The sequence below is a fragment of the Roseibium porphyridii genome (assembly GCF_026191725.2).
GTDB classification, from domain to species: domain Bacteria; phylum Pseudomonadota; class Alphaproteobacteria; order Rhizobiales; family Stappiaceae; genus Roseibium; species Roseibium porphyridii.
On sequence record NZ_CP120863.1, the window covers coordinates 458,648 to 481,452 of the forward strand.

Genomic DNA, 22,805 nt, shown 5'->3' on the forward strand with positions numbered 1-22,805 from the left:
TTGGAGTTGAATATATTGCAAAGTGACGATCCGGCAGATCAAGATTCAAGCTCGAATATCGTCCCATTGAGGCAGGATCGCGAACCGGTTGTCGAATTCTGGTACGAATTCGCTTCGACCTATAGTTATCTCACAGCCATGCGCATCGAAGCGCTTGCCGCTGATTTCGGTGTCAGCGTCGCCTGGAGGCCTTTTTTGCTTGGGCCTATCTTCAAAAAACAAGGCTGGAATACATCCCCTTTCAACCTTCAGCCGGCAAAGGGCCGCTACATGTGGTGCGACATGGAGCGCCAGTGTGAGCGATACGGTTTGCCATTCCAGATGCCCAGTCCCTTTCCGCAAAATGGGCTTTTGGCGGCAAGGATCGCGTTTGCCGGCCGGGATCAGCCGTGGATCGGAGCATTTAGCCGGGCGGTCTATATTGCAGAATTCGGGCAAGGGTTGGAGATTGAGGACGAAGCCCTGATGGCCGATCTTCTCATTGAGGTTGGCGCACCGGCCAAGCAGGCACTGGCTGATGCGGTTTCGCCAGAAACGAAAATCGGACTGCGTGCTGCAGTGAGCGAAGCTGAGAAGCTTGGAATTTTCGGTGCCCCCAGTTTTGTTGCTCCGAACGGTGCCCTCTTTTGGGGCGATGATCGCCTTGAGCAGGCATTGGAAACCGTTAGGGCGAGCGCTTAAGAATTTGCGTGTTCAAGGGCTTTGTAAAGCAAGGCCGGGGACAGCGGTTTGGTCAAGACTTCCTGAAAACCTGCCTGTCGCAAGCGTTGATCGCCAATAGACTCGAGTGCAGCGGTGACTGCAATGAGCGGGAGCTCGCTGCCTTGTTCTAGGTTGCGCAGCTCTTCTGCCGTTTCGAGGCCACTCATGCCGGGCATGTGCAGATCCAGAAGTGCAGCGTCATATATTTCTTTTTGAACCAGCCCGATGGCCTGTTCACCGGAATGCGCGATGTCGCATGACATCCCGAAGGACTCAAGCAGAGCGGCTAGAAGCCTGCAATTGGTTTCGTTGTCGTCGACCACCAGGACGTGCAGCGTCATGCCGGGACGCGATGCAACGGGTTCCGTGCCAGATGAGGGTGCCGGATCCGTCAACCGTTCGATTGCATCTTGTGTTTCCAGCGGGATCTGCACTTCAAAGCAGCTTCCGCCACTTTTGGGCTGAGCCAGTCTGAGCCGTCCCTTCATTTCTCTCACGAGTTCTGCGGTACCCCAGAGTCCGAGACCGGTGCCGGGAGCAGAAGCCTTGCCATGACGGCCCCGAACAAAGGGCCTGAAGAGACGGTCTCTTTCGTCGGGATCTATCCCAGGTCCGGTGTCCGTAATTGAAAGACTGACCCAGTATTCGTCGTCGCCAAGCGAAGCTGAGGTTTCTTCCGGTGTCATGGCCGACAGTTCGACGATGATGCCTCCGGCGTCCGTGTATTTGACGGCGTTGTCCAGCAGCGATGTGAGCACTCGGCGGAGCGACCCACCTTTGCGGATCATTTTTCCCCTTACGTCTTCTTCACAGACAACATCAAGTGTCAGGCTTCTTGCCTCAGCAACCGGGCGAAAGAGATCGGTCACCTCAAGCATGATTTCGGAAATCCGATAGTGGGACGAAAGGGTTTCCTCAACCTGTTCCCCAGCATTCAGGAGATCGCCGGTGAGCTGCGTCAGGGCATCAATGGAGCGTATCAGGACCGACAGTTGCTCTGCCTGGGCAACGTCCAGAGACCCCTCACCGATCATTTCAGCCGTCAGCCGCATGGCCGCAAGCGGGGTTCTGAGATCGTGGGCCAGAAGCGCAATCTTCGCGCCATCTTCATCATGATTTGCCATGAAGCCCATGTCCTTCGCCAGTTTCACGCCAAAAGGGCTTGCCGAACCATCGGGGAAAAGCCAATCTGACTACATTCGTGCTTACCTTGCGGGCACATCGCTGTCCATCCGGTCCTTCAGGACCGGCTGTTTCGTCAACTGTTCTGCCACCAAACCCGGTTGAAAAGCGCTTTTGCGGCGCAGTGTTTCATGCTTGCTCAAAACTTTGCCATTGTTGCTCCGGTTTTCCTGCTCATCGGGATCGGTTATGCACTTGCCCGTTTCAAGGTTCTTGCTCAAACCGTCAGCGAGGCACTGGGTCAATTCGTCTACGTCGTTGCCATTCCCATCCTGATTTTCCGTACTTTGACAAATGCGGACTTGTCGGCAGGGTTTCCTTTTGAGCTTTGGGCCGCCTATTTCGTTGGTGTCGGTGTTGCCTGGGCGCTTGGAACCCTGGTTATTCGGAAGGGCTTCGGACGAGATGCCCGCGCCGGAGCGATTGGCGGAATATCCGCTGCATTTGCCAATACCGTTCTTGTCGGGTTGCCTCTGGTGGCAGCTGTTTACGGCGACGAGGGCCTGGTGCCTCTTCTTTTGGTGATTTCGGTTCACTTGGCAATCATGACGGTGGCGATGGCCATTGTCATGGAGCGTGCTGCAGCGATTGACAGCGGCGAGCCTTTGCCTCCGCTCGGCCGGTTGCTTTCAGGCGCACTGAAGAGCCTGATGAAAAATCCCATTGTCGTTACCATCGTACTCGCCTTTTTCTGGCGGCTGACCGGCTTTGACCTGCCGGACATCGGGCAGGATGTTCTGAACAGGATTGCTGCTACGGCGCTGCCACTTGCGCTGTTGTCTCTCGGCATGAGCCTTGTTCAATACGGCATGCGTGGCAATGTGCTTCCGGGCGTTCTGCTCAGCGTGATCAAGATCCTCATCATGCCGGGCGTGGTCTTTGCTGTCAGCGCGTTTGTCTTTCAGTTGCCTCCGCTCTGGACGGCTGTTGCAACTTTGACGGCCGGATGCCCAACGGGCATTAACGCGTATATATTCGCGAACCGATACGGAACCGGTCACGCCATGTCGGCAAATGCGATTACCATGACCACATTATGCGCCATCGTGACGACCAGCCTCTGGATCGGTTTTTTGGAAATCTGGTTCAAGTTGAGCTAGAGCTCGAGCCGCCGTCGCAATTCGGCGTGTGTCATGCCCAATTCGCGCAAAGATCTGAGGCTCGTGTCTTTGCTGGATTTCGACAATTTGCGGCCGTCGGCTCCCAAAATCAGACGATGATGACGATAGCGCGGTTGCGGCAGGTCCAGCAATTCCTGCAAGACCCGATGCACACTGGTCGCGTGATAGAGGTCCTTTCCTCGTAAAACGTCTGTAATGCCCTGGCGCGCATCGTCAACCACCACGGACAGATGATAGCTCGTCGGCGTGTCCTTGCGGGCGAGAACCACATCTCCCCAGGCCGCTGCCTCGACCGCAATCTGCTGATCGGGCTGGAACAGCGCTTTGCCCTCTGAACCGCCTTCCTGCCAGCTTAGTGGCTTGCCAATTTTCGAAAGAGCGTCTGCCATATTCAGGCGCAAAGCAAAGGGAGCGTCGCTCGAGGCCCTGGCCTTGCGTTCCCGCTCGGTCAAAACGGCATGGTCTCCCGGATAGATAGGTGCGCCGTCCGGATCACGCGGCCAGATCCTGCCGTTGGTCTCGTAGTCGGCGACAAATGTCCGGATTTCTGCGCGCGTCAGGTAGGCGGCATAAACAAGTCCGAGGTCCTGGAGCTGTTCAAGAGCTTTGCGGTAGTGCTCGAATGCCTGCGACTGGCGAAGCAAAGGCTCTTCCAGCGGTACACCCAACCAGTCGAGATCTTCGAGCATTTCCCGCTCCAGATCAGGCGTGCAGCGCGTCAGGTCGATATCTTCCAATCTAAGCAGAAAACGTCCGTTCAACGCGTTGGCAGCTCTGACATTCAAGAGTGCGGACAGGGCATGCCCGAGGTGCAGATGTCCGTTGGGCGAAGGGGCAAACCGGAAGGCGGGTCGGGACATGAAGGTGGTGAGCCGGGTTGACGGATTGGAGTTGGTCGTTCAAGTCCTACCTACCATTCCCTGTCTGTCATGCAAATCTGCTGAAGCTATCACACCGATCATGAAACCGATTGCCACATCAGATGATATCGAGGCAGGCCTGCGTGGACTGGAAACCCTTGATCCAAGGCTTTCAACGATCGCCTTGGCCGCGGGTGAACTTCCGCTGCGGCGCAGGGCTGCTGACTTTGAAGGCCTTGCCCAAATCATCACTGGTCAGCAGGTTTCCGTTGCGAGCGCTGCCGCAATATTTGCGCGATTGCAAACGCTCGTGCAGCCACTGACTTCAGATCGCCTGAAGGCCTTTTCGGACGAAGATCTTGCAGGCGCTGGGCTATCGAGACCGAAGATCCGTACGCTACGCGCCGTTTCAGAGGCTTGCCAATCCGGCCTGGACCTCACTCAACTGGCCGAGGCGCCTGCCGACGAGGCACATGCCCAGCTGTGTTCGATCAAGGGTATTGGCCGCTGGACGGCAGATATTTTCCTGCTTTTTTGTGCCGGCCATCCTGACATTTTTCCAAGCGGTGATCTTGCGCTTCAGATTGCGGTTCGTGATGCGCTTGAGCTGAAGGAAAAGCCGGATCCCAAGCAGCTCGATGAGATTGCGTCAGCCTGGTCGCCACATCGTGGCGTGGCTGCGCGTCTCTTCTGGGCCTGGTATCGAGTTCAGAAGCAGGGCCGGGAAACCATGCCTGTTTGAGGTCGTCTCAGCTGCCGATCAATGCGTCGACCGATCTTAGCAGCAAGTCGATGTCTTCTGGTCTGGACAGACGATGGTCTCCGTCAGGAACGACGGACAATGTCACGTCATCCTGCGGCAATGCATCGACAAGACGTTCGGCGTGTTGTCGTGGTACGTCGGGATCCTCAGCACCCTGCAGAATTGTGATCGGACACCCAAGAAAAAGCGGCTTGTCGAAAAGCAGGTGCAGGCGTCCGTCTTCGATCAGTTTGCGTGTGATTACATATGGGCTGTCGTCGTAAGCCGACGGTTGGGACCAGCGTCCGCTGGTGAGGATGGTTTCCCGAATCTCGTCGGTAAACCGCTGTTTCCACATCAGCTCCTCGGTGAAGTCGATAGCAGGAGCGATCAGAACCAGTCCCTTGATTTTGCCAGTTTCCTTTCGTTTCAATGCAAGCAGAAGAGCAATCCAGCCACCCATAGAGGAGCCGACCAGAACTGTTTCCTTGTCTGCAGAGCTGTCGAAAACGGCTGTTGCCTCTTCCAGCCAATCCGAAACACAGGCGTCTTCAAATTTGCCGCCGGATTGTCCGTGACCGGAATAGTCAAACCGGACCACCTGCTTGCCAAGACTTTCACCGTGAGCAGCAAGCGCTTCGGCCTTCGTGCCGGACATGTCGGATTTGAAGCCGGACAGCCAAAAAAGACCGGGCGCTTCTCCGGCGTCTTTCAAAACCGCGATCTTCCGCAAAGAGTCGTTTTTTCCGACCGAGATGAATTGCGGTTCTTGCGCACCCATATTAAGGCTCTCAACATAGTCTATTTCTTCTACTCTGCCTTTGGCACACACATCCCGCCTTGAAAAGCACTTTGGAGGCCTCAATTGCCGCCCCTGCCCCCGGCCTCGACTGTTTTGCAAGTGATCCCGGACCTGAATTCGGGCGGAGCCGAACGCACGACACTCGATGTTGCACGGGCGATTGTTGAAGACGGCGCTCAGGCGTTGGTCGTTAGCCAGGGCGGTCAGTTGGTGCCGGAGCTGGAGTCCTTCGGAGCCGAGCATATCGTGCTTCCGGTGAAGTCCAAGAACCCGGTGACTCTCTGGAAAAATACCAAACGGCTCGCGACTCTCATTTCAGAACGTGGTGTGGATCTCATTCACGCAAGAAGCAGAGCTCCTGCCTGGTCGGCGCTGAGGGCAGCGAGACGCACGAATGTCCCATTTGTGACCACTTACCACGGCACCTACAATCAATCGAATGCACTAAAGGCATACTACAATTCCGTGATGGCGCGCGGTGATGCCGTGATCGCCAATTCTGAATTCATTGCCAAACTGATTGGCAAACGACATCCCTTTGCCAAATCCCGCATCGCCATTATCCCGCGGGGGTCGGACCTGAAGAGCCTGGATCCGGATAATGTCAGTGCGTTGCGTCAACAGGCACTTAAAGACAGCTGGGGGATTCCAAACGGCCATCCGATCATCATGAACATGGCTCGTCTGACGGCGTGGAAGGGACAGTCCGTTCTGATCGAGGCGATGGCGCTTCTGAAAGATGATGGCTTGAGCGAACCGATTGCGATTTTGGCCGGCGATGCGCAAGGGCGCGACGGATATGTTGCCGAGTTGAAAAATCAGATTGCAGGTCTTGGCCTTCATGATCGGGTGAGGCTTGTGGGTCATTGTGCCGATGTACCGGCAGCGATGGCACTGTCGGACCTTGCGGTGGTTGCCTCTGTCGAGCCGGAAGCCTTTGGCCGTGCTGCCGTGGAGGCGCAGGCCGCGTCGGTGCCGGTGATTGTTTCCAATCTGGGAGCGGTGCCGGAAACGGTGCTAGCGCCACCGGATGTTCCGGGTTCTCAACGAACAGGATGGCGGGTTACCGCAAGTGATCCTCAGGCTCTGGCTGATGCCATAAGGTCGGCGTTGCTAATGGATGAAAAATCAAAAAGAGACCTGACAAGCCGCGCACTTGCTCATGTGCAACAAAACTTCACAGTCGAAACGATGTGCGCCAGAACGCTTGCGGTCTATGAAGGGCTCTTGACCCGTCGCTCCAATGCAGGCTGAGATCAGTTCGGTCTGAGTGCCAAGAAGACTGCTTTGCAGCCACCCAAACCGTTGCGATTGGATCAAGCCGCGAGCGGGTAGGCTTCTTCAACCAGATAAGGTCCACCCCCTACGCTTGCTTTGGCAGAAAACAGAACAAATCTGCCTGCAACAAAGGGCTGTGCCTGAAAGTTGCCGCGCTCACTGAGCCATTTGGCCACATCCTCGTTGGTCGACGACCTGCAACGCGCCACCGTGACATGCGGAACGTATTTTCGTCGTTCTGCGGGCAGGTGCAGCCGCTGAATGATCCGTTCCTGTTCGGCTTGCAATTCGGCGAGCTCTGCATTCGGCTCGACGCGAGCCCAGACCGCGTGTGGCTTGCCATTGCCGAAGGAACCGAGCCCGTTCAGCCGGATATCAATCGGATCCCGGCGGATCCGGTCGAGGGCTGCTGCAACTTCATCTGCTGTCCGGTCATCTATGTCGCCGATGAACCGAAGTGTGATGTGAAAGTTCTCGGGATCGATCCAGCGAGCACCCCGAAGGCCTCCCCGGAGCATAGAAAGCATGAGTGCCGTCTCTGACGGTATCTCAAGGCCTGTAAATAGGCGCGGCATGGGTGTTCCCTCCGCTGTCGCTGATGAATCCCATGAGGAATCAACTTCATGAAAATCGCAAGACAAAAATCTAAGTATCTGTAAAATATATGAAAAACTCTACTCAAATGTGAAAACGCCGCGCCAGAAGATCTCTGACACGGCATCTGATGTGATTTGATTCTCAAAGACCTGCAGTTGCAATCAAGGTGCGGGATTGCCGAATTCCTGGTGGATTTCGTCGATCTTTTCCAAGATGTCATCACTGAGAACGAGGTCGGCCGCGCCAATGTCAGTTTCAAGCTGGTCCATTCTTGTCGCGCCGATGATGACAGAGGTCATGAAAGATCTGGACTTGGCAAATGCGATCGCCAGCTGAGAAGGGTCAAGGCCGGCTTCGCTGGCAAGGGCATGATAGGCATCCACCGCCTGGAGCGTGCGCGGATGCTCATAGCGCTGCATGCGATTGAAGAGGGTTTTGCGTGCTCCGGCCGGCAGCGCCCCGTTGCGGTATTTACCGGTCAAATAGCCTTGAGCGAGGGAAGAATAGGCCAGAAGCCCGACATCTTCCCTGCGGGCGATTTCTGCAATGCCTGTCTCGAAGGTTCGGTTGACGAAGGAATAGGCATTTTGAATGGAGACCACGCGTGGCAGGTCGAACACGTCAGAGGCTGCCAGATACCGCATTGTTCCCCATGCGCTTTCGTTTGAAAGGCCGATATGGCGCACTTTTCCTGATTTCACGAGGTCGGACATGACTTCGAGTGTCGATTGGATGCTGTTTTCGTCTTCGGCCGGAATGGCATCTTTCCAGCGTGTCGGCATGGAGCCAAAGCCAGCCTGGTTCCGGTCAGGCCAGTGGATCTGATAGAGATCGATGTAATCAGTCTGCAGGTTTGTCAGGCTGCGATCGACGGCCTGTTCAATCTGCTCACGGGTCAGTTTGCTCTTTTCGCCGTTCTTGCGGAACCAGTTCATCTCGGAACGGCCGACAACCTTGGTGGCCATGACGACCTTGTCCCTGTTGCCGCTTTTCTTGAACCAGTTGCCAATGATCCTTTCCGTGCGGCCCTGGGTCTCCTTTTTCGGGGGGATCGGATAGAGCTCGGCTGCGTCAAAAAAATTTATGCCTCTATCGAGAGCATAGTCCATCTGGGCATGACCTTCGGCCTCCGAGTTCTGCTCGCCGTACGTCATCGTTCCGAGGCAAAGAGCGCTCACATTGATGTCTGTGCGTCCGAGCCGGCGCTGTTCCATCTGGTCTTCCTTCAATTTTCAAGAAAAGGGCATATCTGGCTGCCGAATGGCGCTGGCCCTTATGACGATTGTGCTTTGGCCAACAGGTCTTCAACCTTCGGCAGAATGTTTTCAACAATGACAGCGACGCCATCCGCATTTGGATGCATGCCGTCCGACAGGTTCAAGTCGGGATTCAGTGCGACGCCTTCCAGAAAGAACGGGTACAGCAAGGCTCCATGGGCCTTGGCAACCTCCGAGTAGATCGGGTCGAAGACATCGGCGTATTCCGGGCCAAGATTTCGGGGGGCAAGCATACCGGCCAGCATCACCTCAATTCCACGCTCACGCAGACGCGCGGTGATCTCCTCGATGTTCTTTCTCGTAATCTCCGGAGAAATACCTCTGAGGGCGTCATTGGCACCAAGTTCAACAATCACCGCGTCGGTATCGGGCGCAACAGACCAGTCCAGCCTGGAGAGGCCGCCTGACGTCGTGTCGCCGCTCACACCGGCGTTGACGACTTCAACTGAATGCCCACGAGAATCCAGCGCTTTTTGCAATTGGGTCGTAAACCCTGCGTCTGGTGGAAGTTGATATCCGGCCGACAGGCTGTCGCCCAGAACCACGAGCTTCAGGTCAGCCGCCTGAGCGGAAACCGGATAAAAGGAATAGAGCAGGATAAAGACAACAGCGATAAGACGGTTCACGCTAACATTCTTTCAGGACTGGAATAGGCGCTACATCGGTCCCATATGGTCGCAATGCGACCAAATGTCGAGGGCATGCAGGCGTCGGAACGACGATCCAGTGTCCACTATAGAGGCCTGACGATGACAAATGCACCCGCGATTGCCCTAAAAAACGTTCATTTGACGCTCGGTGAAGGTGCCGGACGTGTTCATATTCTAAAGGGCATTGATCTGGACATTGAAAAAGGAACATCCGTCGGACTCGTGGGTCCGTCCGGCTCGGGCAAATCAACGCTGCTCATGGTTATGGCTGGTCTTGAACGTGCTGATGACGGGTCCGTCAATGTGGCAGGTTCGGAACTTGGACCTCTGAGTGAGGATCAGCTTGCACGGTTTCGGGGGCGCAACGTCGGGATCATCTTTCAGTCGTTTCACCTCGTCCCCAATATGACCGCGCTGGAAAACGTCACTGTTCCGCTCGAGCTGGCTGGAGATCCTTCTGCATACGAGAAAGCGGCTGCCGAGCTTGAAGCCGTCGGTCTTGGTCACAGGATGCACCACTATCCGGCGCAAATGTCCGGAGGCGAACAGCAGCGCGTGGCGGTTGCGCGAGCGCTGGTGGTTGAACCTGAAATTCTTATTGCGGATGAACCGACTGGTAACCTGGATGACAGCACAGGAACACAGATTGTCGATCTGATGTTTTCCGCGCAGCGCGATCGCAAGACAACACTGGTGCTGGTGACGCATGATCCATCGCTGGCAGAGAGATGCGACCGCATGATCAGGGTTCGGTCCGGCGAGATCGAAGAAGCGCTATCAGCGAAATCCGGCATTGAAGAGGTTTCCGCGTGAGCGGCTTTGTTCCCGGAACGACCGGGTCAGGCAACCAGACCTTTCCTCTGGCAACGCGTTTTGCCTTGCGAGAGCTGCGCGGTGGGCTCAAAGGGTTTTACATTTTTATCGCCTGTATCGCTCTTGGCGTTGCCGCAATCGCAGGCGTTACGTCTGTTTCACGGGCCCTCACAGAGGGAATCTCCCGCGAAGGTCAGGCGATTCTCGGCGGCGATTTGTCCTTCCGCCTGATCCACCGCGAAGCCAATGCGGAGGAAGCCGCGTTTCTGGACAGTCTTGGGGCTGTCTCAGGCGTTGCAACGATGCGCGCGATGGCCAGGCGACTGGATGGATCGGAACAGGCTCTGGTCGAATTGAAGGCGGTTGATGACCCTTATCCCCTTTATGGGTCACTCGACCTTCAGTCGGGCCAACCGCTGACAACCGCCATTGCACAACAGGATGGTGTCTGGGGTGCCGTGGCAGACCTCGCCCTACTTGCGCGTCTGAATATTTCCGTTGGTGATACGATTGCGCTCGGGCGCACGACCTTGCGTATTTCTGATGTCATTGAAATCGAGCCGGACAAACTTGCCGGCGGCATGGAGTTTGGTCCAAGGCTGATGGTGTCTGAAGCAGCGCTTCCGGATACCGACCTTGTCCAGCCTGGCAGTCTGATACGCTGGCACTACCGCGTTCGGATGGATCCGGCCCCCAGTCTTGAAACGCTTTCAGGAGTGGTGGAAAGCGTGAAGCAGAACCAGCCCGACGCCGAATGGCGCATACGTTCGCGTGCGAATGCCTCGCCTGGTTTGCAGCGCAGTATCGGTCGGTTCGCCCAGTTTTTGACGCTCGTCGGTCTGACCGCACTTGTGGTCGGAGGTGTGGGTGTCGCAAACGCCATCCGGGCGTATCTGGAGACCAAGCGTGAAGTCATTGCCAGTTTCAAGTGCCTGGGTGCGACCGGCGGATTTGTATTCCAGATCTATCTGGTTCAAATGATTGTTCTGGCACTGATCGGGATCGCCATCGGCCTTGTCATTGGCGCATTGATACCATTTGCGGCTGGTGCGGCATTGTCCGGCGTGTTGCCGGTTCAGCTTGCCGCCAACATTTATCCTGCCGAGCTCGGTCTTGGTTTGATCTATGGACTTCTGACAGCACTTGCATTCGCATTGTGGCCTCTCGGTCGCGCTCATGATGTTCCGCCGACCGCCCTATTCAGGGATATCGTGACAGGCGGGGCTAAGTTTCCGCGCAAGCGGTATCTGTTCGCAACCATGGTCACGGTTGTGGCCCTGGCCGCCATTGCAATCCTGCTTGCTCACGACAAGACCATTGCTGGAGTTTACATCGTCGCTTCAGCGGGTGCGTTCCTTTTGCTTGTGATTGTTGCGCGTCTGATCATGTTTGCCGCAAAACGCCTGCCGAGCGTCAGATCTACGGAACTGCGCCTGGCAATTGCCAATATTCACCGCCCTGGTGCCTTGACACCTTCTGTTGTTTTGTCGCTGGGTCTTGGGCTGTCCTTGTTGGTGGCACTCGCGCTGATCGATGGCAACCTGCGGCGGGAATTGACGGCCACGATTGCCGATCAGGCGCCAAGCTTCTTCTTTGTCGATATCCAAAGCCATGAACGCGACACCTTCCAGACGCTACTTGAGGACGAAGCGCCGAACGCCAACCTCCAAAGCGTGCCCATGTTGCGCGGCAGGATCGTGAGCCTGAACGACATCCCGTCTGAGGATTTCGTGCCGGCACAAGATGGCTCGGACTGGGTTCTTCGCGGTGACCGTGGCATCACATACGAGGCCACGCTTCCGGATAACTCCACGTTGTCGGCAGGAGAATGGTGGCCGGAAGACTACAGCGGCATACCATTGGTTTCATTCGACGCCGAGGCCGCGACAGACCTTGGGCTGGTTATTGGCGACAAGGTCACGGTCAACGTCTTGGGCCGGGAAATTACCGCAGAGATCGCCAACATGAGGGATGTTGAATGGCAGTCCTTGGCAATCAACTTCGTCATGGTCTTTTCGCCGAACACCTTTGCGGGTGCTCCTCATGCCCATCTCATGACACTCGGCTGGGACGAAGAAGTGCCGACGGACGCTGAGCTGGCGCTTTTGAAAACCGTATCAAACACGTTCCCGACCGTAACTGCGGTTCGGGTCAAGGACGCCATATCCCAGGTCAATGATCTGGTGGCACAACTTGCCTGGGCCATCCGGGGAGCAAGCTCGATCACGCTGATTGCCAGCGTGCTTGTTCTGGCAGGTGCGTTGGCTGCCGGCCACCGCAGTCGCATTTACGATGCCGTTATACTCAAGACCTTGGGTGCCACACGCACACGCCTGATCATTGCCTACGGCCTCGAATACGCGATCCTCGGATTGGTGACCGCCCTTTTTGCCCTGGTGGCCGGAGGTGTGGCAGCCTGGTACGTGATCACTCAGATCATGGGTGGATCGTTCGTCGTCATGCCGGTTACAGCTGCGGGTGCCGCGCTTGTTGCACTCGTCCTGACAGTCGGCTTCGGCCTGATCGGCACTTGGCGCGTGTTGGGTGAAAAGCCGGCCCCGGTTCTTAGAAACCTCTAGGACCTCGACTGATACAAGCGACCTGATATGGAAATTATCCATGTCAGGAAACTTTCATGAAAAACAGGCGCTTTCGGTCGAACTTCGGCCCGACGCCGCTTGCATGCTGTTTTGATCTTGGCTATCCGACTAGGGCCTAGAGTAAACAGGGGCTTGTTCCATGCTTGAATTCACTAAAAAAACCATTCTCAGATCACTGGCCAAAGGCGTGGTACTTGCTGCCGCAACGACGTTTTCGTTTGGTCAGCCCGCATTTGCGGAAAGCCCGTTTCATACCGGCGTCTGGCAATTGAACACAAAAGATGGGCCGCGCGGGCTTGTGGTCAGCGACTGGCTGGTGTTCGAAGACGGACTGCCAAAGCGCTGGCTCTATCGCCGCGCCGGCACCAATGATCAGAACCAGTTCGATTTCTTTACCCGTACGATCAACGACAGTGGTTATACGCCGGTCGGCATCCGTGTTTACCGGACGGGTGAACATGCGATGAAATACACGTTGGCACCGAAGGGTGAAGAGCCGTTTGAAGTGACCGCCGAGCGTCTGTCCATTCCGAATTACAAGAACTCCTGTCTTTCAGTTGAGAAAAAAGGCAATCGGTTCTACCGGACCTGGAACGGAACGGCGTCTTCAAAACTCAAGAAGATGAAGCTGTCCAAAAGCCGGCTGACCGTTGATGGAGACGCTCGCAATGTCACCGTTGAGGAAGTTCGTGTCGGCCGCATGGGCATCATGGAAGACGGCAAACCGCTGGCGTTTCTGACGGACGCCGGTGGTGACTACGCTGTTTTGCAGTGGTTCAAGCCTGGCGTTTCGGTCGAACAGATGCGTGACAAAGAACGCGAAATCCTCGATTTTGCCGCCGAAGAGGTGGTTCGCAACCCTGGCGGGGACTGCGATCGGCAAATTGCATCGCGCCTGAAAGCGATGAAATAAGCGCTGAATCAGACTATTTGGGTAATTGTTGCGGGTTTGAGCGGAAAAGATTACGATTTTTTCAGGAAAACCGTCTTGAGCTTATGTCCGCATTTTCCCATATGTTGAGGGAGTTGTGCTGCACGTAAGTTCACGTGCTTCTATCTAGAAGGGGAATACCACGACCATGTCGACCTTTGACCGTCAATCTCAGGGTGCCTACTCGGTTGCCGGCGCACGCGCCGAGGCCGGCATCGATCAGGGCCTGCGCAGCTATATGCTGGGTGTCTACAACTACATGACACTCGGCCTCGCGCTGACCGGCTTCCTCGCACTCGGCACGTATATGCTGGCTGTCAGCAATCCTGCCGTTGCACAAACGCTCTTCAGTGGGCCGATTTACTTCGTGCTGCTGTTTGCGCCGCTCGGAATGGTTCTCTGGCTGTCCGCGCGCATTCAGTCGATGAGCGCTAGCACCGCCAGAACAATGTTCTTGGTCTACGCGTCCATCATGGGCATTTCGCTTGCGCCGATCTTTATGGTCTATACCGGTGGCTCCATTGCACGGGTGTTCTTCATCACCGCCGCATCCTTCGGCGCGTTGAGCATCTTCGGTTACACCACCAAAAAAGACCTGTCTGGTTGGGGTTCGTTCCTGATGATGGGCCTGATCGGCATCATCATCGCTTCGATCGTCAACATCTTCCTGGCATCGTCTGCTCTGATGTTTGCCGTTTCAGTGATCGGTGTTCTGGTGTTTGCCGGCCTCACGGCTTACGACACGCAGCAGATCAAGGAAATGTACTACGAAGGTGACAGCAGTGAAGTCGCCACGAAGAAGTCCGTCATGGGCGCTCTTCGTCTGTACCTCGACTTCATCAACCTGTTCCTGATGCTGTTGTCGCTGTTCGGCAATCGCGAATAATCTGCACTGCAACTGAAACTGAAAAGCCCGGCTCTTTTGCCGGGCTTTTTTTATCTGAACGGGAAATCGGTTCAGGCGTCGACGACGCGAAGATGCTTTTTCTTTTCAAGGACCTTGAGCACCTGTGCGAGGTCGTGGCCACGCTTCAGGATCATGCCACCTGTGGCGACCACAGAATATGCGCCCTGCCGCCGCGCCAGCTTTGGGTCTTTCTCAATTCGAAAAAGTGGCATCTCCGAGGATCGGCGGAAGACGGAAAAGACTGCCTTGTCCTTTAGAAGGTCGATTGCGTAGTCGCGCCATTCACCATCCGCAACCATGCGGCCGTAGAGCCGAAGGATGGTATCAAGTTCTTTTCGATGAAATGAAACGACAGGTCTTGGAGGGGGAGCCGGTTGGCTTTGCGGTGAGAGGGTCAATCTCGCACCGCGCTGAAACGCGCTGTCATCGGCTTCGCTCATTCCGCCTCCATTTCCGTTTGCGGTTTCGCTTGAAACGAGAATCACGCCTGAATCCCGTTTGTCACCCAGCTGTCATGATGCGTTGGCATAGGCCCCGATGGCAAGCCCACAAATGAAAGAACAGCACATACGTCAGTTTTTACGTCATAATTGCCGAGTAAAAAGCCGATGAGATGAGGGCGCTCAATGTAACGGTGGTTTGCCTTGAAAGAACGCCTAAATTTCCTTGATTTTGCCGCATTCCAGCCCTTGGCCAGCCATTTTGGCGCACCATATTAGCATCATACCCTGATGGGTATGGCCAGTAGGGATCGCGGAATGCATTAGCCCCCCAGCCCCCCGGGGTTCTTACCAGCCAGCCAGATTTAGTGAGTCAAACATCAGGGCACCTGAAGGGCCGGCGTAAAGCCGGCCCTTTTCATTTTCCAGATCCTGTTGTCGAGCGCCATCATTCGCAATCAATCGAACAGCGAAACTGGCAACCCCATCTTTTTGTCAATCGCAACGGATTGCCTCTTTTCCGTCCCGTTGCTTGATGTATCCTTTCAAAAGAATGACTACGGACCTGATTGATCTCCGCGCGGCCCGAGCCGCTGATTGTGAGGCGCTAGCCGGTATTCATAGTGAAGCCTGGCTTGGAGCCTACAGGGGCGTATTGCACGGTGTTGATCTTCAAAAGATGATCTCACGCAGGGGAACCGGCTGGTGGCGGGGCGCTCTTGCGAGAGGCGTTGAAATCAAAATTCTCAGCATAGCCGACACGCCTGCAGGATATGCAACCTATGGCCCCTGCCGTCTGCACAGAACCGGAATGGACGGTGAAATCTATGAACTTTACCTGAAGCCCGAGTATCAGGGCCTCGGGTTCGGGCGTACACTTTTTGAAAGCGTTCAGGATACGTTGGAAACCAGAAACCTGTCCGGTATTGCCATCCAGGTGCTCAGTGAAAACAAACCCGCCAGGGCGTTCTACAAGGCCGTTGGTGGACGGCTTGCGGCAAAGTCATGGTACCGGTTGGGTGGTCGGCGTTTGGAACTGTCGATCTATGTGTGGCCAGCCACCGGCGGCTGACTCTCCCTTCTCCTCATTGAGTGTTTCCTGCATTCCCAATTGTTTCAGGCGGTCTGGAACAATCGAACTGGCCGGCCATCGTGTCCGCCGCCTGTCTTGCAAGAACATTGGCATTCTTGTTCGTTTGCGCGTCAACGCGGGCAATCTGGCAGGTTTCGCCGCCTGCTTTCAGCTGAGTGACAATCAGGACGCTGCCTGTCTTGCCGCCATCGCCGTAACTTGGAAACCATCGCAGGATAGTCGCAAATGGTTGACCGTCTCGCAGCCGCCATTCCAGGGTGTCATTGACCGTATTGAAGTTTGGTAAGGTCTGGCCGGCCGCCGGTTCATCCGCTGCAGAAGGTCCGAAAGAGACAAACATGCGAAGGTCGCCCTCGGCAACGTAGACCGATTGACCCTTGTATCCGGGGCATTCCCAGGAGCCGCCAAATGTGCCCTCTTCCGCGGCGGTTTCCAACTGCACGCAATTCTGAAGCTGGATTTTGGTGTAAGTACTTTCGATGGTTTCAGCAGTGCCGTTTCCTGTTGTCAGCGCCACGACTGCCGCGAAAACGGCCAATATCCGCGATACCTTTCGGAAAAATGGTGACATGGATTCCCCCTGACTGGCTTTTCCGTCATTAGAGGCATGCTCATCAATTAGGTGCAATGCAATAATTAAGGACTTGCACTTATCCGGCTGGGTTGCGATAGACGCACCACAGATCAACAGGAGTGTTTCAATGCGTATGGACGCTGTGCCGATCGGCAAGAACCCGCCGGAAGACATCAATGTCATCGTCGAGGTTTCCGTCGGCGGTGAACCGATCAAGTATGAGATGGATAAGGAAGCCGGGGCGATGTATGTCGACCGCTTTCTCTATACGCCCATGCGATATCCTGGAAACTACGGTTTTGTGCCACACACGCTTTGCGGTGACGGCGATCCGATCGATGTGGTGGTTGTCAATCAGCGGCCTATCGTTCCAGGTGCCATTATGAACTGTCGTCCGATCGGTGTGTTGCTGATGGAAGATGAGTCCGGCCAGGATGAAAAGATCATCGCCGTTCCGTCACACAAGCTGAGCAAGCGCTACGACGCGATTTCCGATGTCACCGATCTGCCGGAAATCACCGTCCAGCAGGTCAAGCACTTCTTCGAGCACTACAAGGATCTTGAGCCCGGCAAATGGGTAAAAGTCACCGGTATGGAAGGTGCGGAAGCAGCCAAGAAACTGATCATTGAATCAATTTCGCGGGCGCAAAAAGAAGCCGCTGAATAAGTTCTGCTCACAAAACTGCTGGAAGCCGTGACCGGAACTATCGCTCGGTTGCGGCTTCTATTCGTTCCATGTCCTGATCGGACAAGCCGAAATGGTGGCCGATTTCGTGTATGAGGACATGTGCGACTACGTCGCCCAGCGTTTCGTCCATTGCCGCCCAATAGTCCAGAATGGGCCGTCTGAACAGCCAAATCCGGTTGGGCATCTGGCCGGTGCCAACGGCATCGCCGCCTTGTGCCAGCCCCTGACCTTCAAACAGGCCCAGAAGATCATGCGGATCCTCAATCCCGAGTTCATCCAGCACGTCATCGGGTGCATAATCGGCCAGGCTGATCTGCAAATGTCCGCAGCGCAGCAGCAAATCGTCCGGCAGGCCGGCCAGAATTTCGCTGGCCATGGCCTCGAAATCCTTGAGGCCCGGCGCTCTGCGCTCTGACCATCCGCTCCTGCTTATCGGGTTGATAGATGCCATTTTGGTTCCCTGACGGCCCGCAATTCGCGCCGCCGCTCAATTTGTCGTCGCTAACCCATGACGTAGGTAACGAAGAGATAGATCACCAGTCCCAACGCAAACACAACACCGAGCGACCGGCCGATCCGCGTGCCAATTATCTCGATCCGGTCGTCTGGATCCTTGTCTGCGGCGTTGAGGTGGTTCTTGGCTCTGTCCGCCATGCGCACGAAGGTCGAACCGACGATGGTTTCGCTTTCCGCTTCAACCCTGTCGATTGCTCTTAGCGCTTCTTCGCGCTGCTTTTCCTTTGGGTGCTTGGATCCGCTCATGCGCCTATCGTTGTTTGATTTTCGCGCCGTTTCAACAGAAAAGCGGACAAAAGCGCAAGAGCGGCAAGACCGGCGGAGGCAACAGCGTTCCAGCCCGCAAAGGACAGGCCGAGCATCCGCCAGCTGGCCTCCGTGCAGCTGACGACGCGTGTCGACTGAAGCGCCTGAAGCATGTTTGCGGCTGAAGCCGGCGCAGCGCTCCCGCCGCCACAATCATTCGGTCCGTCCCAGAACTGCCATTCTGCACCAGATTGGTAGATGCCCAATCCGGCGCCATAGACAAAAACAGCTGCCACCGCCAGTAGCGTCAGCAATGCCATTCCGCTGCGTCCACGAATATGCAGGATGAAAGCCACAACAGTGAGCGGCAGGCCGACATAATAGGGAATTCTCTGCTCCAGGCAGAGCTTGCAAGGGATATAGCCGCCGATCAGCTGGAAACCCCAGGCAGTTGCAATGACTGCCAGCCCCGCGACAAAAATCAGCCCAATCAGGTTTTGCGCCATCCGGTCCGCCGACATCGCACCCTCGTTCGGTTTAGATAAATTTGATCAACAGGAAACCGCCGACCAGCAGCACCACAAATATGGTGAACATGAGACCGAGGCGTTTTTCGATAAACTCCTTGATCGGTGGACCGAAAACATAGAGCAGTCCGGCGACGATAAAGAAGCGTATGCCCCTGGAAACAATGCTTGCCAAGATGAATACCGGCAAACTCAGGCCTGCTACACCCGAAGCGATGGTGATGACCTTGTAAGGAAACGGGGTCAAGCCGGCTATGAAGACGAACCACCAACCCCAGTCATTGAACACGACCCGAAACTCGTCGAACTTGTCCATTTTTCCATAGAAGGAAAGGATCGGTTGAGCGACCTGCTCAAACAGGAACATGCCGATCAGATATCCGAGAATACCGCCGGCAACGGAGGTCAACGTGCACAAAAATGCATACCACCAGGCCTTTTCCCGGCGGGCGATGACCATCGGGATCAAAAGGATATCCGGCGGGATCGGAAAGAAGGAACTCTCGACGAAAGAAACGGAGCCCAGCGCGGCGGGTGCGCGCGGTCCGGCAGCGAGGGACAGTGTCCAGTCATAAAGGCGTCTCAACATGTCGCCTCCATAACTGGAGAGGGGTTAAAAGTCACCTACGGAAATAAGCGCAGTCGGTCACTTTTTGGGGTGTCCGGCACTGGAATGCGGATCGAGTTTGTTTTTTTGAGGCTGCGAAGAAGGGTTGAAAGCGTGGCCGCGAATGGGCTGAGCGTTTGAACAGTGGTGCCCCCCGCCGGAATCGAACCGGCACTCCCGAAGGAACGGGATTTTGAATCCCGCGCGTCTACCAGTTCCGCCAGAGGGGCAACTGACACCGGAGAGCGTGCCTATCATGCAGTCTTGGAGGATGCAAGCGGTTAGAGAAGAAAGCGGTGTGTCTGTTTTATGTAGTCAGGTGAAACGGATAAAGGAAGCCTTTAAATTGTCGGGATCAAAAGGCCCGCACATCGGATGATGCGTCCTGAGCCCGAAAGTGTTCCACTATCCCAAGCGCCGACTCAAATTACTTAGCCTGCGAAGAAAAGCGCAAATTGTGCGCTTTTTCTGGACAAGCTGATTTACCTTGGATAGAAAATTTGCATGAGTAAATCAGGACGTGAAATCGAGCTTAAGCTCGAACTTGACCCAATGGCGCAAGATGCCATGAAAAGCGCTGGTACCATTGAAGGTTTTACGGCCAGCAGGTCGGTTACCAAGACCCTGCAATCCATCTATTTTGATACACCGGATCAGGCATTGCGCAGGGCTAAAATCTCCTTGCGTGTGAGGAAGTCGGGGCGCAGTTGGGTGCAAACGGCCAAACTGGGTACCGGCGTGATGGGCGGTCTGTCATCGCCAATTGAATCCGAGCACCCTGTGAAGAGCCGGGCCCTTGATTTTTCCGTCATCGAGGATCCGTCAGTCCAGGAAAAGCTCAGCGATATCATTGGCGAAAAGCCTTTGAGTGAATGCTTTGAAACGGTGATGAAGCGGACCACCCGCGAGCTGACCCGTGCGTCAGACGGTTCGCATATCGAGATTGCTTTTGATACCGGAAACATCCTGGCGGGCTCTGGCAGCCAGCCGCTGGTTGAGCTGGAAATGGAACTGAAAGCGGGTCCAAGTCTATCGATCTATGAAGCTGCGAAAGCACTTTTGAAGGATGTGCCCTTCCGGTTTTCTCCCTTCAGCAAAGCCGAGCGGGGTTTCCGGTTTTCCGAGGGCGCCGCGGAGGATGAACGAAAGCCGTTTTTTGCCAAAGCGATCAGTTTTTCAAAAGGGTCCAGCGTCGAGCTTGCGTTCCGCGATGTCCTGCGTTCCTGCCTCACACAGATTTCGGAAAACCGGCTTGCGGTCCTCGCATCGGAAGATCCTGAAGGGCCTCATCAGCTCCGGGTGGGCCTGCGTCGTTTGAGAAGCGCATTCCGGCTTTTCAGGCCTATCCTTTATCCGGCAACGGCAGCGCCTCTGGATCAGATGGCGCGCAAGATTGCGGCCGAGGCCGGAGCCTTGCGCGATCTTGATGTTCTGATCGACGAGATCGTGTCGCCGCTTGTCGATAAGGCTCCCGAAACGCTTTCCTTCGATGCACTGCTGGACACGCTGAATGCTTTGCGAGGGCAAGACACGCGCAAGACACTGACCGATCATCTGCAATCGGAGGAAGTGAACGCCTTTCTGCTGGACCTTGCCGCCTATACGGAAGGCCGGGGTTGGCTCGATCCGGAAAATTTCGATCAAACAGCACTGCTTGCACAACCTATCGAGAGTCATGCCAGCAAAGCGCTTGCCAAACAATGGAAGAAGGTTCTGAAATTCGGAAAGCACCTGGAGGATCTGACGATCCCAGAGCGACATGAAATGCGCAAGGCTATGAAGAAGATGCGCTATGGCATCGAGTTTTACGGCAGCCTTTATCCGCAGGAGACGGTCAAACCGTTCTTGAAGCGAATGAAGAAACTCCAGGACATTTTCGGTTATCTGAATGATGTCGCCATGGCGGAAAGTCTGCCTGAAAAATGCAAGGTCAGCGGAGCGGGCGAACTTGCCGCAACCCAGGCTATCGGCTTTGTCATCGGTTGGCATGAGGCTCAATGCCAGTCCAAATGGCAACACGCCAAAGGCTATTGGGAAGCTACACGCGAAACGCCAAAGTTCTGGACGTAATCGAGCTTTCCCGAAATGAAGGCCTGGAACCTCCAGGAGCTGTTATCTTTGGTCAGATGATCATTGCCAAGGAAAGGTGCATCTTTTCTTGGTCGCGATCGCGGAACCTCATGTTTCCTCTTCTTCCACCTTCACCCACGAAGGTCGCTTCAGCGAGTGTATGAGGATCGGCAGACCCGTAAAGACAACAAAGCCTGTTGCCACGACGGCGACATAGCTCGTCGGGCTTCCAACCGGCAGTTGGGTGGGCGGAAAGAATGAAGTCACGAATGCAAAGGCGACACCGGCGAAGCCGATACCCGCAATCGCCATCATTCCGGCCATGCCACCGGGCACTTTGTAGGATCGTGGCATTTCGGGATGGGTGATGCGTAGGCGTACTGCAGCTGCATACATCATCATGTACATCACCAGATAGAGTGTAATGGTCATCGCGGAGAGCAGAAAGAAGGCCACGGAGACGTCTTTCAGGAAGAAATAGAGTGACGCGAGAACCGTGACGATGCAGCCCTGCACCAGCAGGATGACCACCTGAATGCCATTCTTGTTGATCTTTGCAAGAAGTGGCGGCAGCTCACCATCGCGTGCCGTGCGCAAGAGGCCTCGGCTCGGTCCGGTGATCCACGACATCACGCCGGCAAGTGCCCCGAGCGCAATCAAAAGCGCGAGAATTGGAACCAGCCAGCTTAAGCCGAAACCTCCCAATGCGATGCTGAAGGCCTGCATCGGCCCCTGGTCGAGTGCAATCTTGTCTGCAGGAACAATTGCTGCCAGGGCCAACGACCCGAGCAGAAACAACACCACGATCACAAGCACCGAAAGCAAAATGGCTTTCGGGAAATCGCGATGCGGATCCTTGAGTTCATTGGCGTGGACCGCATGTACTTCAACGCCAGCGAACAGCAACACGATACCGCCCAGAAAGGCGATGGACGAAAGCCCGGTAATGTGCGGGAAAAGCCGGATGTGAGCGTGAGCGCCTTCCGCTGCGGCTGGCAGGAAAGCGATGACATTGCCTTCCGCGATCCACGCCGCACCAAGCGCGATGATCAGAAGGCCGGGAACGACGGTTCCCAATACAAATCCGATGGATGTAAAGCGCGCGGCGGCGCTGGTGCCGGTCAATGCGATTGCGGTTGCGAACCAGTAAGCGCAGATGATGACCGTTCCTGTGTAAATTCCGTCATCGGCCAAGTTTGGCTTGCCGATGACGTAGGCCAGAGAAGCCGCAGCAAAGGCCAGTACGGTCGGGTACCAGACCACATTCTGGATCCATTGCAGCCAGATGGCGACAAAGCCGGCACGCGCCCCGAAGGGTGCTTTCACCCAATCGTAAACGCCGCCCGTGGAGCGGGCGAACATACCTCCGAGTTCTGCAGCAACAAGTGCGGCAGGAACCAGAAAAATGATTGACGCAAAGCCGATGTAAAACAGCAGCTCGGTGCCTTCGTCCGCCATCAGCGGCAGGCCGCGCAGGCTGACCACGGCGGCGACTGTCATCATGGCAAGACCAAGCACGGAGATCCTTGCGGCTCCGGAGGGTGCGGAGGTCTTGCCGCCAGGCTTTGCTGTCTCGCTCATC

At 55.7% G+C, this 22,805-nt stretch carries 24 protein-coding genes and 1 tRNA gene; 11 read left to right on the forward strand and 14 right to left on the reverse strand.

What is annotated here, in order from left to right; translation table 11 throughout:
* Nucleotides 1-15: 15 nt before the first annotated feature.
* Entirely contained in the window at nucleotides 16-681 is a 666-nt protein-coding gene (locus tag K1718_RS02170; protein WP_335343015.1) for a 2-hydroxychromene-2-carboxylate isomerase, read from the forward strand.
* Here K1718_RS02170 and K1718_RS02175 read toward each other — a convergent pair.
* Nucleotides 678-1,826: an ATP-binding response regulator gene (locus tag K1718_RS02175; RefSeq protein WP_265679890.1), complete on the reverse strand. Its 1,149-nt coding sequence runs from the start codon at nucleotides 1,824-1,826 to the stop codon at nucleotides 678-680. The two genes, K1718_RS02170 and K1718_RS02175, sit on opposite strands and share 4 nt — an antisense overlap.
* Nucleotides 1,827-2,015: 189 nt before the next feature.
* Between K1718_RS02175 and K1718_RS02180 the strand changes: the two genes are divergently transcribed.
* A complete protein-coding gene (locus K1718_RS02180; RefSeq protein ID WP_265679889.1) occupies nucleotides 2,016-2,984 on the forward strand; it encodes an AEC family transporter in 969 nt (322 codons plus the stop codon).
* Here K1718_RS02180 and gluQRS read toward each other — a convergent pair.
* On the reverse strand, nucleotides 2,981-3,865 hold the full coding sequence (gene gluQRS, locus K1718_RS02185; protein WP_265679888.1) for a tRNA glutamyl-Q(34) synthetase GluQRS: 885 nt from the start codon (nucleotides 3,863-3,865) through the stop codon (nucleotides 2,981-2,983). The genes K1718_RS02180 and gluQRS overlap by 4 nt on opposite strands.
* Nucleotides 3,866-3,965: 100 nt before the next feature.
* Here gluQRS and K1718_RS02190 point away from each other — a divergent pair, with 100 nt between their 5' ends.
* The gene (locus tag K1718_RS02190) at nucleotides 3,966-4,607 is read left to right on the forward strand and encodes a DNA-3-methyladenine glycosylase family protein (RefSeq protein ID WP_265682422.1); all 642 of its coding nucleotides are present in this window, start codon (nucleotides 3,966-3,968) and stop codon (nucleotides 4,605-4,607) included.
* A gap of 7 nt (nucleotides 4,608-4,614) precedes the next feature.
* Here the strand turns inward: K1718_RS02190 and K1718_RS02195 are convergent, their stop codons facing one another.
* The gene (locus K1718_RS02195; protein WP_265679887.1) at nucleotides 4,615-5,388 is read right to left on the reverse strand and encodes an alpha/beta hydrolase; all 774 of its coding nucleotides are present in this window, start codon (nucleotides 5,386-5,388) and stop codon (nucleotides 4,615-4,617) included.
* Between the two features lie 84 nt (nucleotides 5,389-5,472).
* Here K1718_RS02195 and K1718_RS02200 point away from each other — a divergent pair, with 84 nt between their 5' ends.
* Nucleotides 5,473-6,663, forward strand: a complete 1,191-nt coding sequence (locus K1718_RS02200) for a glycosyltransferase family 4 protein (RefSeq protein WP_265679886.1) — start codon at nucleotides 5,473-5,475, stop codon at nucleotides 6,661-6,663.
* Nucleotides 6,664-6,725: 62 nt separating this feature from the next.
* Here K1718_RS02200 and thpR read toward each other — a convergent pair whose 3' ends face one another.
* The 3 genes from thpR to K1718_RS02215 form a co-directional block, all read right to left on the reverse strand.
* On the reverse strand, nucleotides 6,726-7,262 hold the full coding sequence (gene thpR / locus K1718_RS02205) for an RNA 2',3'-cyclic phosphodiesterase (RefSeq protein ID WP_265679885.1): 537 nt from the start codon (nucleotides 7,260-7,262) through the stop codon (nucleotides 6,726-6,728).
* Between the two features lie 183 nt (nucleotides 7,263-7,445).
* A complete protein-coding gene (locus K1718_RS02210) occupies nucleotides 7,446-8,498 on the reverse strand; it encodes an NADP(H)-dependent aldo-keto reductase (protein WP_265679884.1) in 1,053 nt (350 codons plus the stop codon).
* 59 nt (nucleotides 8,499-8,557) lie between these two features.
* Entirely contained in the window at nucleotides 8,558-9,187 is a 630-nt protein-coding gene (locus tag K1718_RS02215) for an arylesterase (RefSeq protein WP_152499194.1), read from the reverse strand.
* A 123-nt stretch (nucleotides 9,188-9,310) separates the two neighbouring features.
* Between K1718_RS02215 and K1718_RS02220 the strand changes: the two genes are divergently transcribed.
* From K1718_RS02220 to K1718_RS02235, 4 genes are all read left to right on the forward strand, one after another.
* Nucleotides 9,311-10,024, forward strand: a complete 714-nt coding sequence (locus K1718_RS02220; protein WP_265679883.1) for an ABC transporter ATP-binding protein — start codon at nucleotides 9,311-9,313, stop codon at nucleotides 10,022-10,024.
* Nucleotides 10,021-12,603: an ABC transporter permease gene (locus tag K1718_RS02225; protein ID WP_265679882.1), complete on the forward strand. Its 2,583-nt coding sequence runs from the start codon at nucleotides 10,021-10,023 to the stop codon at nucleotides 12,601-12,603. Before K1718_RS02220 ends, K1718_RS02225 begins: the two co-directional genes overlap by 4 nt.
* 160 nt (nucleotides 12,604-12,763) lie before the next feature.
* Nucleotides 12,764-13,537, forward strand: a complete 774-nt coding sequence (locus K1718_RS02230) for a hypothetical protein (RefSeq protein ID WP_265679881.1) — start codon at nucleotides 12,764-12,766, stop codon at nucleotides 13,535-13,537.
* 166 nt (nucleotides 13,538-13,703) lie between these two features.
* Nucleotides 13,704-14,441, forward strand: a complete 738-nt coding sequence (locus K1718_RS02235; protein ID WP_152499198.1) for a Bax inhibitor-1/YccA family protein — start codon at nucleotides 13,704-13,706, stop codon at nucleotides 14,439-14,441.
* Nucleotides 14,442-14,512: 71 nt separating this feature from the next.
* On the opposite strand, the gene K1718_RS02240 is transcribed toward K1718_RS02235, so the two are convergent.
* Nucleotides 14,513-14,902 carry a DUF2794 domain-containing protein gene (locus tag K1718_RS02240; RefSeq protein WP_152499199.1) on the reverse strand — a complete coding sequence of 130 codons (390 nt, stop codon included), beginning with the start codon at nucleotides 14,900-14,902 and terminating at the stop codon, nucleotides 14,513-14,515.
* A gap of 553 nt (nucleotides 14,903-15,455) precedes the next feature.
* Between K1718_RS02240 and K1718_RS02245 the strand changes: the two genes are divergently transcribed.
* Entirely contained in the window at nucleotides 15,456-15,974 is a 519-nt protein-coding gene (locus K1718_RS02245; protein WP_152499200.1) for a GNAT family N-acetyltransferase, read from the forward strand.
* A gap of 13 nt (nucleotides 15,975-15,987) precedes the next feature.
* Here the strand turns inward: K1718_RS02245 and K1718_RS02250 are convergent, their stop codons facing one another.
* Nucleotides 15,988-16,566: a hypothetical protein gene (locus K1718_RS02250; RefSeq protein WP_152499201.1), complete on the reverse strand. Its 579-nt coding sequence runs from the start codon at nucleotides 16,564-16,566 to the stop codon at nucleotides 15,988-15,990.
* Between the two features lie 130 nt (nucleotides 16,567-16,696).
* On the opposite strand from K1718_RS02250, the gene ppa reads away from it, so the two are divergent.
* Nucleotides 16,697-17,236, forward strand: coding sequence for an inorganic diphosphatase (gene ppa, locus K1718_RS02255; protein WP_152499202.1), 540 nt, complete (start codon nucleotides 16,697-16,699; stop codon nucleotides 17,234-17,236).
* Nucleotides 17,237-17,273: 37 nt separating this feature from the next.
* Here ppa and K1718_RS02260 read toward each other — a convergent pair whose 3' ends face one another.
* From K1718_RS02260 to K1718_RS02280, 5 genes are all read right to left on the reverse strand, one after another.
* Nucleotides 17,274-17,708 (reverse strand): metallopeptidase family protein, encoded by a 435-nt coding sequence (locus K1718_RS02260; protein ID WP_152499203.1) that lies wholly within the window; start codon nucleotides 17,706-17,708, stop codon nucleotides 17,274-17,276.
* 50 nt (nucleotides 17,709-17,758) lie between these two features.
* Nucleotides 17,759-18,019, reverse strand: coding sequence for a hypothetical protein (locus tag K1718_RS02265; RefSeq protein ID WP_265679880.1), 261 nt, complete (start codon nucleotides 18,017-18,019; stop codon nucleotides 17,759-17,761).
* Entirely contained in the window at nucleotides 18,016-18,540 is a 525-nt protein-coding gene (locus K1718_RS02270) for a disulfide bond formation protein B (protein ID WP_265679879.1), read from the reverse strand. The genes K1718_RS02265 and K1718_RS02270 overlap by 4 nt, the downstream gene beginning before the upstream one ends.
* Nucleotides 18,541-18,556: 16 nt before the next feature.
* Nucleotides 18,557-19,135, reverse strand: a complete 579-nt coding sequence (locus tag K1718_RS02275; protein WP_152499206.1) for a YqaA family protein — start codon at nucleotides 19,133-19,135, stop codon at nucleotides 18,557-18,559.
* A gap of 163 nt (nucleotides 19,136-19,298) precedes the next feature.
* Nucleotides 19,299-19,383: transfer RNA gene (locus tag K1718_RS02280), tRNA-Leu, on the reverse strand.
* A 274-nt stretch (nucleotides 19,384-19,657) separates the two neighbouring features.
* On the opposite strand from K1718_RS02280, the gene K1718_RS02285 reads away from it, so the two are divergent.
* Entirely contained in the window at nucleotides 19,658-21,223 is a 1,566-nt protein-coding gene (locus K1718_RS02285) for a CYTH and CHAD domain-containing protein (protein WP_265679878.1), read from the forward strand.
* A gap of 108 nt (nucleotides 21,224-21,331) precedes the next feature.
* Here the strand turns inward: K1718_RS02285 and K1718_RS02290 are convergent, their stop codons facing one another.
* The gene (locus K1718_RS02290; protein ID WP_265679877.1) at nucleotides 21,332-22,804 is read right to left on the reverse strand and encodes an APC family permease; all 1,473 of its coding nucleotides are present in this window, start codon (nucleotides 22,802-22,804) and stop codon (nucleotides 21,332-21,334) included.
* Between the last annotated feature and the right edge of the window lies 1 nt (nucleotide 22,805).

Coding starts and splice junctions, on each gene's coding strand:
- K1718_RS02175 (WP_265679890.1), bottom strand. CDS start 1,826: ATGGCAAATCATGATGAAGATGGCGCGAAGATTGCGCTTCTGGCCCAC.
- K1718_RS02180 (WP_265679889.1), top strand. CDS start 2,016: ATGCTTGCTCAAAACTTTGCCATTGTTGCTCCGGTTTTCCTGCTCATC.
- gluQRS (WP_265679888.1), bottom strand. CDS start 3,865: ATGTCCCGACCCGCCTTCCGGTTTGCCCCTTCGCCCAACGGACATCTG.
- K1718_RS02190 (WP_265682422.1), top strand. CDS start 3,966: ATGAAACCGATTGCCACATCAGATGATATCGAGGCAGGCCTGCGTGGA.
- K1718_RS02195 (WP_265679887.1), bottom strand. CDS start 5,388: ATGGGTGCGCAAGAACCGCAATTCATCTCGGTCGGAAAAAACGACTCT.
- thpR (WP_265679885.1), bottom strand. CDS start 7,262: ATGCCGCGCCTATTTACAGGCCTTGAGATACCGTCAGAGACGGCACTC.
- K1718_RS02210 (WP_265679884.1), bottom strand. CDS start 8,498: ATGGAACAGCGCCGGCTCGGACGCACAGACATCAATGTGAGCGCTCTT.
- K1718_RS02220 (WP_265679883.1), top strand. CDS start 9,311: ATGACAAATGCACCCGCGATTGCCCTAAAAAACGTTCATTTGACGCTC.
- K1718_RS02230 (WP_265679881.1), top strand. CDS start 12,764: ATGCTTGAATTCACTAAAAAAACCATTCTCAGATCACTGGCCAAAGGC.
- K1718_RS02235 (WP_152499198.1), top strand. CDS start 13,704: ATGTCGACCTTTGACCGTCAATCTCAGGGTGCCTACTCGGTTGCCGGC.
- K1718_RS02240 (WP_152499199.1), bottom strand. CDS start 14,902: ATGAGCGAAGCCGATGACAGCGCGTTTCAGCGCGGTGCGAGATTGACC.
- K1718_RS02245 (WP_152499200.1), top strand. CDS start 15,456: ATGACTACGGACCTGATTGATCTCCGCGCGGCCCGAGCCGCTGATTGT.
- K1718_RS02250 (WP_152499201.1), bottom strand. CDS start 16,566: ATGTCACCATTTTTCCGAAAGGTATCGCGGATATTGGCCGTTTTCGCG.
- ppa (WP_152499202.1), top strand. CDS start 16,697: ATGCGTATGGACGCTGTGCCGATCGGCAAGAACCCGCCGGAAGACATC.
- K1718_RS02260 (WP_152499203.1), bottom strand. CDS start 17,708: ATGGCATCTATCAACCCGATAAGCAGGAGCGGATGGTCAGAGCGCAGA.
- K1718_RS02265 (WP_265679880.1), bottom strand. CDS start 18,019: ATGAGCGGATCCAAGCACCCAAAGGAAAAGCAGCGCGAAGAAGCGCTA.
- K1718_RS02270 (WP_265679879.1), bottom strand. CDS start 18,540: ATGTCGGCGGACCGGATGGCGCAAAACCTGATTGGGCTGATTTTTGTC.
- K1718_RS02275 (WP_152499206.1), bottom strand. CDS start 19,135: ATGTTGAGACGCCTTTATGACTGGACACTGTCCCTCGCTGCCGGACCG.
- K1718_RS02285 (WP_265679878.1), top strand. CDS start 19,658: ATGAGTAAATCAGGACGTGAAATCGAGCTTAAGCTCGAACTTGACCCA.
- K1718_RS02290 (WP_265679877.1), bottom strand. CDS start 22,804: ATGAGCGAGACAGCAAAGCCTGGCGGCAAGACCTCCGCACCCTCCGGA.